Source organism: Variimorphobacter saccharofermentans, assembly GCF_014174405.1.
Lineage (GTDB): Bacteria > Bacillota > Clostridia > Lachnospirales > Lachnospiraceae > Mobilitalea > Mobilitalea saccharofermentans.
On the sequence record NZ_JACEGA010000001.1, the window covers coordinates 1,530,369 to 1,543,390 of the forward strand.

Genomic DNA, 13,022 nt, shown 5'->3' on the forward strand with positions numbered 1-13,022 from the left:
AGAAATTGATCGAAGGAGTTTCAGCAATGGAAAATTGTGTATATCAGGGTGACGTGATCTGTACTTTTGATCTGAAGGACGAGAACGGAATATATTATGAGGATATGGTTCTGGATTGGAAGCAGGCTGCCAGTAATCGATTGCTTACATGTATGGAATGTGGAGCAAACGTATATCTGGCAGCAGGTCCGATAAAGGAACCATATTTTTCGCATTATGATGTCATGGAATGTAATTATGGTAGTGGTCACGAGACGGAAGAACACAAAAAAGGTAAGAGATTACTGTATCACATGTTGAAACGAAGCTTTCCAGATGCCCAGGTTTGGGCAAGATTTCGTATGGATAATGGGATGTATAGTACCCTCTATTGTGAAGCCTCTGGAGGGATAAAGCTTGCAGTTGATTATCGATTGCAGAATAATAGTTTGGACAAATTTCAAATGAGGGAGTCATTTTATCAATCAAAACAGATTGTCCCTATTTACGTACTTGGTATCCGTATGGAGAAAGATATAGCACAGATTGATTGGTACCAGCATCTTCTCCAGAGCGCAATGGGATACCTGGTATTTCTGGATGTAGAGAAGGAGCAGCTCACCTTAAAGAAAAGCTTCGGCTATCGGCTTGGGAATGAGAGAAAATTCAAATACTGTGAGAAAACTTATCCGCTAAGAGAGTTAACAGTGAGCAAAGATGGACAAATGGTATGTGATTTTTCTGAAGAATGCATGAAGGTGGAAGCATGGATTAGGAATGAGAAGCAGCAATATACGCAAAGAAAGGAAAGACTACGTTTGCTTCAAGAGGAGAAGCAACGTCTTGAAGCAGCAGAGCAGCAAAGATTGGAAGAGTATCGCAGAAGGCGATTAGAAGAGGAAAATCAGGATAAGTATTCTACAAAGGACGGACGGAATGACGATCAGAATGGTGTTAGAATAGAAGAGTCATATGTGGTACAGGCTTTTAAGCCAGATAATAAAGAGGAGAGAGATTATATAGAAAGCTTAGGCTTAAATTATTCCATTTATCAGAAATGCAAGCAGATGATTAAAGAGGGGAATGCACATTTGGTAGCAAAAAAGTATTATGATGCATTTTATAATAGAATGATATAATATTATACAGAAGAAAAGGAGTAATGATAATGGCTATTGAGAGAGTAAGAGAGTATTTAAAAGAGTGGGGCAGGGAGAATGATATTCTGGAATTTGATACATCGAGTGCTACAGTAGAGATGGCCTCTAACGCATTGGGAGTGGAGCCCTGTAGAATCGCGAAGACCCTGTCCTTTAAGACGGATACATCAGCTCGATTAATCGTCACCGCAGGAGACGCCAAGATTGACAACAGTAAGTTCAAAGCAGAGTTTAGCATGAAGGCAAAAATGCTTTCACCAGAGGAGGTGTTGGAATATACAGGACATGCAATCGGAGGAGTATGCCCCTTTGGATTGAGTCAGAACATTGAGGTATATCTTGATATATCTTTGCAACGCTTTGAAACCGTTTATCCTGCATGTGGCAGCAGTAATTCAGCGATACAGCTTACCTGCAATGAATTAGAACAATATTCGAAAGCAGTCAAATGGATCGATGTATGCAAAGGATGGCAGGATCAATAAACTATTAAATAAGAAAAGAGGATGAACTATGCTTTATGAAACAATTAATATTGAAGTGAATCAATGTGTCGGAACATTAACTACATATATTCTAGACAATTCAGTGGAGATTGATCAGGATAGAACACGGCCATTGGTAATTGTCTGCCCGGGAGGCGGATATCGATTTGTATCGGACAGGGAAGCAGAGCCAATCGCAGTTCAGTTGAACGCCATGGGATTTCATGCGGCAATTTTGAGATATACTGTTTATCCGGCAATGTTTCCAATAGCAATTACTCAGCTGGCCAAAGCGGTCGCTTGTGTTAGAGAGAATGCTGCGAAATGGCATGTACAGAGTGATAAAATTATTGTAGCTGGCTTTTCCGCTGGTGGACACCTGGCTGCCAGCTTAGGAACCTTATGGAACGAGGCTTTCTTAGAGGAAATGATGCAGATGCCTAAGGAGAATTATCGGCCGAATGGGCTGATATTATCATACCCGGTTATTACCTCCGGTGAATTTGCGCACAGGGATTCCTTTGTCGCACTACTTCAAGAACGATATGATGAGCTAATCGATAGTATGTCACTGGAAAATCGGGTAACGGAAAATACGCCCCCTGCTTTTCTATGGCATACCTTTGAGGATAGTCTTGTTCCAGTGGAAAACTCTCTATTCTTTGCAAAGTCACTGAATGCGAAGAAAATACCGTTTGAATTACATGTATACCCGAAAGGTGGACATGGACTTTCACTGGCTACAGAAGAGACAAGAAGTATGTATGATAAAGGACCATTGCAATCAGAGTGCCAGAACTGGATCACCATGGCCGGTAACTGGATCCGGAATTTATAATACTTTAGGCATTATAATTTTCTTAAGAGGATGATGTATAATATATAAGCAGGGACTATGATTTACCTCATACGCAGAAGGAAGTACAGATTGCTGATTTTGTATGCCTTATGTGAATATAAATATTCACAACGAATATGAATATTCACAACGAATATAAATATTCGCATCGAATAAGTATATTCGCTTGATTCATAGCAAAATACAGCATCCTGTTCTTCCGACAGTGCATTATGGTAAGTCATAGTCCCTGTATGCATATTATGCGACATCCTCTTACAGAACAATGGTATTTACTGAGATTATCTTGTTGCTTGCAAAATTCTGGTGATTTCTGCAATGTAAAGGACATGATAGTCCTTATTAGAATACCATGTGGAATCTAGCTTCTCGTCAATCAGAGAGTCGCCAGACATTGGTTGTGCAAATAGCTTTTTGCATATCATAACATAATCAGCTTCTCCAAAATAAGGAGTCTCATCAGAAAAAGCTACGGTGAGTCCTGATTTTTCAATTTTATTCTCATTTCGTCCGGACACGGTTCCTAAGTAATTTAAGATTTTTCTGTATTGCTTATCTAAAAAGCTTAATGAGAAGGTCTCTTCCCGATCAATAAATTCTTTTGTATATCGTTGAGGTCTGATAACCACATATGCAACATTTTTTCCATACATTACACCAAGGCCACCCCAGGAAGCAGTCATTGTATTAACACCATTCTTATTGCCTGCGGTTACAAGCATCCAATCCTTACCGATTATCTGAAACGGATTTTTTCTTAATTTAACAGGTAAAATCTCTTTGAAGTTATTCATAGTCAATTCCTTTCCATGTAACGATTTAGGTATACTAAGTTACCTATATATACCAACTTAGCAAACTATATGTATTATACGATAGGATGGGAGTGTATGCAACTCTGTCAATTCATTTCACCATCCTTTTTTACTGGCATATATTAATTATAAATGTCTTGATGGAAGGAAGTAATCTATATATGACAATACATGTGGTGCAGCCAGGGGAAACTTTAAATGCAATTGCACTGCAATATGGTGTAACAGCCGAGCGAATCATTATAGAAAACGAGTTGCCCAATCCGGAAAATTTAGTCGTAGGACAAAGTATCGGGATACGTGTTCCAGATGTGGTTCATACTGTTGTAACAGGTGATACTCTATTTAGTATTGCCGAAACATATGATGTTAGTCCGAATCAGATTTTACGAAATAATCCTAGTGTCGCTGCAGATGAATTTCTGACACCGGGAGAGGAACTGGTCATTACCTATGCTGATGATGAGGAACTGGATTCCATACTTGTAAATGGCTATGCTTATCCTTTTATTGATAGAACAGTTCTTCGAAAAACCTTACCATACTTAACATTTTTATCGTTATTTACTTATGGTTTTACGTCGACTGGAGAACTTATCCCTATTGATGACGAAGAATTGATCGGAATTGCACAGGAGTTTGGTGTTAAACCAGTTATGATGCTGGCTCCGATGACGGAAGCAGGAGAATTTAATAGCCAGATAGCACATGATATGTTTGTGAATACTGAGGGGCAGGCACAGCTGATTGAGAACATCGTGACAACAATGGAAGCAAAGGGGTATGTCGGTCTGGATATTGATTTTGAATTCATCCTGCCCGAAGACAAGCAGAATTTTCTGAATTTCATAACTGCTGTTAAGAACAGGCTTTCTCCATTGGGGTTATTAACGCTGGTAGCGTTGGCACCGAAGACCTCGGGTGAAATGACCGGTTTACTGTATGAAGCCCATGATTACCCAACAATTGGTGCTGTTGCGGATTATGTATTATTGATGACCTATGAATGGGGCTATCTGTATGGGCCGCCCATGGCTACCTCACCTCTCAATAATGTAAGAAGAGTATTGGAATATGGGGTCAGTGTGATTGACCCGAATAAGATCTGGATGGGTATTCCTAATTATGCTTATGACTGGCCTTTACCCTTTGTTCGTAATGAGACAGTTGCCGAGGCGATCACGAATCAGGAGGCAATAGTGAGGGCAGCGCAATTCGGTGTAACAATCCAATTTGATGAGCTGGCACAGGCACCATTTTATAATTACACGACACCGGAAGGGGTAGAGCATGTAGTGTGGTTTGATGATGTCAGAAGCATGAATGCGAAGTTCCGTCTTATTCCGGAGCTTGGAATTCGGGGAGCAGGTGTATGGCAGATTATGAATTTCTTCCCGGGACTTTGGTTGGCAGCTGATTCGATATTTACACTAGAAAAGCTACAATAGTGGGGGTATGGAAGAAGACAATGATGGGACAGATTGCATAATTTAGGGCAGGGATTATGGTAAGCCATAATCCCTGCTCTGCATTATGCACGAAAACCAGTATATTGAATAAAGCACTAATATATGGTAATATAAATCGACATTGATTAAAGAAGCAATAGTAATTGCGAATGCAGTAATGGGAGGGATATTCATCCCATTGATTTATTAAAGAGTGATCATGCCGGAGAGAAAAAGACTCGTTTTATATTACCCATCACTCTGTTTGGATTAACAGCCATGGGATCTGCTTATTATATGGCATGGAATTATGTTAACTCCAGTCAGGCTATATCAACATTTTTTGTATCTGTAGTTTTGGTCATACTGGCTACCAATGCGCTATTCACAACAGGTAGTATCGCATTACTGAAGACATTAAAACGCAACAAAAAAAATTTATTATAAATCGGATAATTTTGTATCAATCGCAGGAATGTTCCACCGTATGAAGCAAAATGCATCCGGGTTAGCGACAATATGTATCTTGAGCACCATGGTTCTTGTTACGGTTTCTTCCTGTGTTTCTTTATACTTGGGACAGGAGGATTTGCTGAGGGATGAGTTCATGGATGATATTGTGATCCGTCATTCCACTAACGGGTCAACAGAGAAGTTCATTGATGAAATAATCTATAATACAGTGAATGATACGGAGATATCTATAGAAAATCAGCATCAGTATAAAGCACTAAAAGGAACACTTTTGCGCCAAGAGGGTAAATTCGTCGCACCACAGAAACATATTAATTTCTATGATAAGCTTGAGGTGGATTATGTGGATGCATACTTCATCAGCTTAGAGGAATTCAATAGAATTAGTCAAAAAGAAGAAGTAGTACAAGAAGATCAGGTACTTCTGTTAACTGGTGGCAATTATGATGACGTGTTAACCATATCCACTGGCGACAAATCGTATCAGGTTGCAAAACAAATAACGGATACCGTATTCACCAATGGAAAGGTACGGCAAGCAGATAAAGAAGTATTTATAGTAATGAAAGACTTAAGCATATTACGGCCTGGAACCAGCGAATATGTAATGAAGCCAGAAGCCAAGCTTAACTCCTACAGGATACTGAATATCGATGGAAGTAATGAAGATTGTTATGAATTCAGTATGCAATTAGAGAATTCTGTCAGAGCATTATTTAAACAGGAGCAATCGCAAGACATAATGTTCGATAGTATCTATATTAAACGGTTTTTAGGCTACAGTATGTTTGGAGGCTTGTTGTTCTTAGGTGTATTTTTTACCATACTGTTTTTATGCGCAACAGTCATCATGCTATTGCTAAGAATGAATATCCTTCTGGATATGAGCATACGGAGGCAGGACCGAAGGATGGAAATATATCCAAAATTATGTATCTGCATATGTCGGTACATAGGGCTCTGTATTTTGAGCCCTATGTACCGAAGAAGAAGCGATAGGGCAGGGGTAAGCCGGAGGGTGGGATATATCCAGAGCCGGAGTATTTGCACGCGTCGGTACTTAGGCTCTGTATTATAGAGCCTTATGTACCGTTACGCAGTGCAATTAAGTGGAAACGGCTCCGCGGCGGATATATCCCACCCTCCGGCTTGCCCTTACCCTATCGCTTCTTCGCAATGAGGGTACCTTTAGTTCCCATCTGCCTATATCAATTCTTTACAAAAAAACGGTCAAAGGTTATAATAACAAATATGTATTTATTTTCAAATGATAAGGAGTTCCTAAATGGGCAGGAAATTACTCAAGGAAGTAGCAGGTTGGATTTTACTGTTTCTAATTGCGATTGGAAGCGCAAAGCTGATCAATGAATATGTACTTCTCAATGTCAAAGTACCTTCGAGTTCCATGGAGAATACGATAATGACAGATGACAGAGTGATTGGATTACGGTGTGCATATCTGTTTTCAGAACCGGAGAGAGGAGATATAGTTGTTTTTCCATATCCGGATGACGAGAATGTAGATTTTATTAAAAGAGTAATTGGATTGCCCGGTGAGACTGTGGAAGGTAAGGATGGACTCGTTTATATCGATGGAAAACCATTGGACGAAGAATATGTCAAAGATGCAATCGCCAAAGATTTTGGTCCATATGAGGTTCCTAAGAATTGCTATTTTATGATGGGGGATAATCGAAATGATTCGAAGGATTCTCGCTACTGGGATAGTAAGTATGTGAAGAAGAATACTATAAAAGGGAAAGCTTATTTCAAATATCCAAACTTTGCATGGCTGGATAAATAGAAAGAAACAGGAATAGAGGGAGACAATGATGAGTAAAATGGAAGGCAAAATGCCGAAGGAGAAATTAACAAAGGAGCAAATTCGCAAGGAAGTGATTAGTTGGATTGCTGTTATGGCATTAGGATTAGGACTAGGATTTTTAGTTAATAAGTTTGTGTTCTTTACAATTTCATCACCTACTGCGTCCATGGAAGATACATTTTTAATTGATGAGAAAGTAGTGATATTACGTACAGCCTATTTGTTTAGTAAGCCTCAGCGCGGAGATATTGTGGTATTTCCATTCCCAGATGATGAAAGTATGGATTATATAAAGAGAATTATTGGGTTGCCTAATGAAACAATAGAAGGGAAGAATGGTGTGGTCTATATTAATGGAGAGCCCCTCGAAGAGGATTATTTTAAAGAGCCACCGGAGGGAGATTTTGGACCCTATGAAATCCCTGAAGGACATTATTTTATGATGGGTGATAACCGGAATATCTCTGAAGATGCCAGGGATTGGGATAATAAATTTGTCGCGGAGGATAAGATTAAGGGGAAAGCCATTTTTAAGTACCCTGACTTCAAATGGTTTTCAAAAGTAGAGTATTAGAGCAACTAAATCTCATTCAATTTCGAATATAATATAGTTAAAGTAAATAAATACTTACATGAAAGAACCATAATAACAGGCTCCAATGTATTAATTCAGACTAACATAATCGCTATGTCTGACGTTTGTACATTGGAGCCTGTTTATGATGTTGATTAATCAGTATAAGGCGCAATAGCACTTTGTATGGTCTTTTCAAGGGCCTCTTTTCCGTAACTATCAACCTCATTTTTATTACGATCACCATGGGTTAAGCAACCGGCACCGCCGATGCACCCTCCGACACAGGCCATGCCTTCTATAAAATTATTGGGCAGAGCTTTTCTGGAGGCCTTAAGTAGAGCAGTTTTACATGCTTCTATACCGTCACATACAATAGGATTTAATATAAAATCGTCTCTTCCTTTCTCCTTTATGGCTTCGGCTACTGCTTCGGACAGGCCGCCACTCCGTGCAAATATCCTTCCATAATAGGAGGCGTTGTCCAAGGTACCTAGTGGCAAGGCATCAAGATCAATATCTTTGCTATCGATTAGCGCCTGAAGTTCTTCAAAGGTAATAACACTATCAACATAGGGAGCAACCTCCGGGCGTTGTAATTCCATTTTCTTAGCAGTACAGGGACCGATGAATACGACCTTTGAGGTGGGGTCTGTACTTTTTATGTACTTGGATATAACAGCCATCGGTGACAGGTTATGAGAAATATGCTCAGTTAACTGTGGAAATTGCTTATGGATATAGTCTACGAAAGCCGGGCAGCAGGAGCTTGTAAGAAACCCTTTTTCCATTAGTTCCTCTGCTTCCGAATCGGCAACCATATCAGCACCCAAAGCAGCTTCAACAACACTGTAAAAGCCTAATTCTTTGATGGCACTGATAATTTGTCCCAAATTCGCATATCGGAACTGGCTTGCTATGGAGGGAGCAACAACAGCGTATAGCTTGTACTGATGAGTATCTTCGCTACCCTTAATTAGATTAACCACATCTACAATATATGATTTATCCATAATTGCCCCAAAGGGACATTGATATACACAGGCGCCACAGGAAATGCATTTCTTATTGTCAATAATCGCTTTTTTTTCCTCGTCCATACTGATTGCTTTTACCTTACAGGAATTCTGACAGGGACGTTTATTATTCGCAATCGCACTAAAGGGGCAAACAGAAGCACATTTTCCGCATTCAACACACTTTTCTTTATCAATATGTGCTTTCTGGTGGGCATCAAAGGATATCGCACCAAGCTTACAAACATCCTCACATCTATGAGCAATACAACCACGACATGCATCGGATACTTCAAATCCACCCACTGGACATTTATCACAGGCGATATCGAGTACCTCTATTACATTTGGATTATCAGGGTTGCCACCCATAGCCACATTGATTCGTTCTCCGACAATAGCCCGCTCTTTATAGATGCAGCATCGCATAGTAGCTTTCGGACCTTCTACAATTTTTTGTGGAATATTATGAAAGGCATGATGTAAATCATCTTGAAAAGCACTTCGGGCTACTTCTCTTAGAACTCTGTATTTTAAATGTTGTACCTTGGTATCGAATTTTCTCATATCTAAAACCTTTCCGGGAACTTACCCATTATTACACTATGTATTTATTAATCTCGCATAGTATTATAACAAACAATTTTTAAAAATTCTTTGAAAAAATAATGTAAAAATGGTAAATTATATTGCTATTTTTTGAAATAGTTATATTCTGGATAATACATGGGTTTCAAAAAAATCAGCAAAGTTTGCCTTCGATATTCCGCATATTATATCATCATCAACTTTAACAGAAACACCATCCGTGCATCGACCTAAACAGAATGCTGTAGATAATTGAATCTGCTCCTCAAGATTTTTTTCGGAAATGGCATCCTTCAGTAACTGCATGATATCATAGGAGCCATTAATATGGCAGGTACTGCCGACACAGATATGAATATTCATTATGTAACCTCCATGAGTAGTAGGGTAGATGACGTTAAGATCGTTAACATCTTAACAAAGAGAGTATAATACATTGTTAAATATTCGTCAATGTACAATAAATAGGAAATAATTATGTGAATACTTAAAGAAGCTAAGAAAAGAGGCCATTGAAAAATGAGTTATAGGAACGATAACTTACCAGTAAGTCATAATCCTAGCTTAATACATTTTACAATAGCCCCAGGAAAATAGAAATTCGATTAGGCTTTCAGATATTCTTCATTGATTTGGATTACCTGTTTCATCGCTTCCACACCGGGAGCGCCTATGGTATTTCGTTTATTAACACAGGTTTCCATACTGATGGCATCATAAATATCCTGTTCGAAGACCGGGCTGATATTCTTAAACTCTTCCAGACTCATTTCCTCCAGAGCAATATCCTTTTCAATACAATAGAGTACGAGCTGACCTACAATTCCATGGGCATCACGGAAGGGAACGCCTTTGTTAACCAGATAATCAGCGGCATCCGTTGCATTTGTGAAGCCATTCTTAGCGCTATTTTCCATGTAGTTCTTTTGAAACTTCATAGTAGCCACCATACCGTTGAATAAAGCGAGACAGCCCTTTACAGTATCGATTGCATCAAAGGTAAGCTCTTTGTCTTCCTGCATATCCTTATTGTATGCGAGTGGGAGTCCTTTCATTGTTGTAAGAATAGAGACTAAGGCTCCGTATACACGTCCCGTCTTTCCTCTTACCAGTTCGGCAATGTCTGGGTTTTTCTTTTGTGGCATAATACTGGAACCAGTTGAATAGGCATCATCCAATTCGACAAAGCGATATTCATTGCTGTTCCAGATAATTATTTCTTCGCTGAAACGGCTCAAGTGCATCATGATGGTTGAGAGAGCACTTAACAATTCAATCAGGTAATCGCGGTCGGAGACGCTATCCATACTATTCAGAGTGGGTCCGTCAAAGCCTAAAAGCTCAGCTGTCAGATTGCGGTCTAAAGGATATGTGGTACCTGCTAAAGCGCCGGAACCCAGAGGAGAGAGGTTCATTCTCTTACTGATATCGCTAAGACGGGAACGATCCCTTTTAAACATTTCAAAGTAGGCTCCAAAATGGTGCGCCAGTGTAACCGGCTGTGCCTTTTGCAGATGGGTAAAACCTGGCATAAAGGTCTGTGTGTTCTCCTTCATAATTCGATGGAGAGTTATCAGCAGGTTCTTGACCAATTCATCGATTTCAGAAATTTCATCTCGGATATAGAGCTTCATATCCAAAGCTACCTGATCGTTACGGCTTCTTCCTGTATGTAATTTCTTACCGGGATCACCAATTCGTTCAATCAGATGTGCTTCCACAAAGCTGTGGATATCTTCATGCTCCTCATCAATAATAAGACTACCGTTTATGATATCCTCCATAATTCCAGAGAGTCCGCTTATTATAAGATCCTTTTCTTCCTCTGAAATAATTCCCTGTTTCGCAAGCATAGTTACATGAGCAATACTACCTTCAATATCCTGTTTGAAGAACTTCTGATCAAAGGATAAGGAGGCATTAAAATTGTGAACTAATTGATTGGTTTCCTTTGTAAATCGACCGCCCCAAAGCTTCATTTGTTCTACCTCGTTTCTATTCGGAATACGAAAAATATAATGATATGGTATTATTCGTATATCACAAGTATTTTTATAATGTTATTATAATACATGATTTTGAATAAAGATGCAATAACTTATCCGACATAAATGCGTTGGAGAGCTATCGTTAACTCTTCATAAACATCTTATATCGATAGATCATACAGCTTGCGATATTTATCCTTTAGATAGTTAACATAATAATCAGCGTTGAAATCTTCACCACATACATCCTTCAGCAGCTGCTTTGTATTTTTAATTGCTCCATATTTGTGTATATTATCTCTTAAAAATTCTCGTATAGGGGTTAGATTTCCTTCCTTAAGATACTGTGTTAAGGGCATCTTTTCTTTCATACAGGCATATAGCTGTGATGCAACTGCAGATCCGATAGCATAGGATGGAAAGTAACCAAACTCACCCCATGACCAATGTGTATCCTGTAAGATACCCTCCGAATCTGTAGTCGGAGATATTCCCATGTACTCCTGATATTTTTGATTCCATACTTTTGGAAGCTCTTCTACGGAAACCTCATCCTGAAATATCATTTTTTCAATTTCATAACGGATGATAATATGAATAGGATAGGAAAGCTCATCTGCTTCGGTTCGGATTAAGCTGGGTGCAGCTTTATTAATCCCTTTAATAAAGTGCTTTAATGTGATATTACACAAGTTCTCTGGGTAGGTTGACTGTAACCGGTTATAAATCGGCTCCCAAAACTCCTGACTTCTGGCAATAATATTTTCGTAAAACCGTGATTGTGATTCGTGCATTCCCATGGAAGCACCGCCACCAACCAGTGTCTGAGTAATGGAATCATCTATATTCATTTCGTAAAGGGCATGCCCGCTTTCATGAATAATGGAAAACATTGCACTCTCAAGATTATCCTCCATATAGCGGTCAGTGATTCTGACATCGTGATTATGAAGCTGAAGTGTAAATGGATGAGCGCTTTCTGCAATAACGCCGCGGTTAAAATCAAAGCCGATATAACCACTGAGAAATCTGCAGAATTCCTTTTGCTTTTGTATATCATAATGAAGATAATTATAGCTTTTATCAATGGTATCGGCCTTTTTTGCTACCTCTTTCAGCAAAGGGATTATTTCTTGCTTCACTTTTTCAAAAAACTGATCTAGTTCAGGGATCATAAAGCATTCATCAAAGTCACTTAATAGAACTTCGTATGGCAGTTGGCCCTTTTTTGCGCGATAGCAAGCAAATTTCTTTTTTAATTCAATAATCTTTTTCAGATATGGTGCAAAATCCTCATAGCTATTGTCTTTTTTCGCCTTTGCCCATTTACGATTGGACACAGAAGCTAACTCGTTAAACTCGCGATATTCATCCGGTGGGATACTTTCCAGCTCTTCATAAGTCTTACTTAATTCCCGAATAATCGCTCTTTCCTTCTCCGTAAGCTCCTGCTGTTCCTTTTCCTCCTGTAATTTCTTTAGTAACTTTTTTACATCCTCATTAACCAGGCTTTTCATATACTCATCCGATAGAATACCGACAACCTTAGCGGTATATTCTGCAGCTTCAAAGGGAGCGGTTGTTTGATCATCCCATTCAAATAAATTCCGTGCTGTCTGCAAAGCCATTGATTTATCCAAATATGGTTGTAGCTTCTCAAATGTTTTACTCATAATCACCTCTCCAATTCATGTAATGTTAATATTCTTAGTTCTGTATATTATATCATTTATGGACTTGAATAGACCATTCCTTATTGTTTCAAGTACTATATAGTATAACAAGTTTTGCTTCTGGTAACAAACCAATAA

At 38.9% G+C, this 13,022-nt stretch carries 12 protein-coding genes; 7 read left to right on the forward strand and 5 right to left on the reverse strand.

Translation table 11 applies throughout. The features are described 5' to 3' along the window. Positions 1 to 26 precede the first annotated feature (26 nt). Genes H0486_RS06670 through H0486_RS06680 form a run of 3 tightly spaced genes read left to right on the forward strand, consistent with a single transcriptional unit; the run spans position 27 to position 2,462 of the window. On the forward strand, positions 27 to 1,118 hold the full coding sequence (locus H0486_RS06670; protein ID WP_228352257.1) for a competence protein CoiA family protein: 1,092 nt from the start codon (positions 27 to 29) through the stop codon (positions 1,116 to 1,118). Positions 1,119 to 1,147: 29 nt separating this feature from the next. After that, positions 1,148 to 1,624, forward strand: a complete 477-nt coding sequence (locus H0486_RS06675) for a YbaK/EbsC family protein (RefSeq protein ID WP_228352258.1) — start codon at positions 1,148 to 1,150, stop codon at positions 1,622 to 1,624. Positions 1,625 to 1,652: 28 nt separating this feature from the next. Then, positions 1,653 to 2,462 (forward strand): alpha/beta hydrolase, encoded by an 810-nt coding sequence (locus H0486_RS06680; RefSeq protein ID WP_228352259.1) that lies wholly within the window; start codon positions 1,653 to 1,655, stop codon positions 2,460 to 2,462. A gap of 302 nt (positions 2,463 to 2,764) precedes the next feature. Here the strand turns inward: H0486_RS06680 and H0486_RS06685 are convergent, their stop codons facing one another. Then, the gene (locus H0486_RS06685; protein ID WP_228352260.1) at positions 2,765 to 3,277 is read right to left on the reverse strand and encodes a flavin reductase; all 513 of its coding nucleotides are present in this window, start codon (positions 3,275 to 3,277) and stop codon (positions 2,765 to 2,767) included. 182 nt (positions 3,278 to 3,459) lie between these two features. Between H0486_RS06685 and H0486_RS06690 the strand changes: the two genes are divergently transcribed. The 4 genes from H0486_RS06690 (at position 3,460) to lepB (H0486_RS06705) (ending at position 7,619) form a co-directional block, all read left to right on the forward strand. Next, complete coding sequence (locus H0486_RS06690) at positions 3,460 to 4,746, forward strand: glycosyl hydrolase family 18 protein (RefSeq protein ID WP_228352261.1); 1,287 nt, start codon at positions 3,460 to 3,462, stop codon at positions 4,744 to 4,746. 487 nt (positions 4,747 to 5,233) lie between these two features. Next, a complete protein-coding gene (locus H0486_RS06695; RefSeq protein ID WP_228352262.1) occupies positions 5,234 to 6,298 on the forward strand; it encodes a hypothetical protein in 1,065 nt (354 codons plus the stop codon). 207 nt (positions 6,299 to 6,505) lie between these two features. Further along, positions 6,506 to 7,024 (forward strand): signal peptidase I, encoded by a 519-nt coding sequence (gene lepB, locus H0486_RS06700; protein WP_228352263.1) that lies wholly within the window; start codon positions 6,506 to 6,508, stop codon positions 7,022 to 7,024. Between the two features lie 28 nt (positions 7,025 to 7,052). Further along, a complete protein-coding gene (gene lepB, locus H0486_RS06705; protein ID WP_323163535.1) occupies positions 7,053 to 7,619 on the forward strand; it encodes a signal peptidase I in 567 nt (188 codons plus the stop codon). A gap of 155 nt (positions 7,620 to 7,774) precedes the next feature. Here the strand turns inward: lepB (H0486_RS06705) and H0486_RS06710 are convergent, their stop codons facing one another. From H0486_RS06710 to H0486_RS06725, 4 genes are all read right to left on the reverse strand, one after another. After that, positions 7,775 to 9,202: a 4Fe-4S dicluster domain-containing protein gene (locus H0486_RS06710; RefSeq protein ID WP_228352264.1), complete on the reverse strand. Its 1,428-nt coding sequence runs from the start codon at positions 9,200 to 9,202 to the stop codon at positions 7,775 to 7,777. Between the two features lie 141 nt (positions 9,203 to 9,343). Beyond that, the gene (locus tag H0486_RS06715; protein ID WP_228352265.1) at positions 9,344 to 9,586 is read right to left on the reverse strand and encodes a (2Fe-2S) ferredoxin domain-containing protein; all 243 of its coding nucleotides are present in this window, start codon (positions 9,584 to 9,586) and stop codon (positions 9,344 to 9,346) included. A 242-nt stretch (positions 9,587 to 9,828) separates the two neighbouring features. Further along, positions 9,829 to 11,202, reverse strand: coding sequence for an argininosuccinate lyase (argH, locus tag H0486_RS06720; protein ID WP_228352266.1), 1,374 nt, complete (start codon positions 11,200 to 11,202; stop codon positions 9,829 to 9,831). A gap of 170 nt (positions 11,203 to 11,372) precedes the next feature. Then, complete coding sequence (locus tag H0486_RS06725; RefSeq protein WP_228352267.1) at positions 11,373 to 12,884, reverse strand: carboxypeptidase M32; 1,512 nt, start codon at positions 12,882 to 12,884, stop codon at positions 11,373 to 11,375. Positions 12,885 to 13,022: the final 138 nt, after the last annotated feature.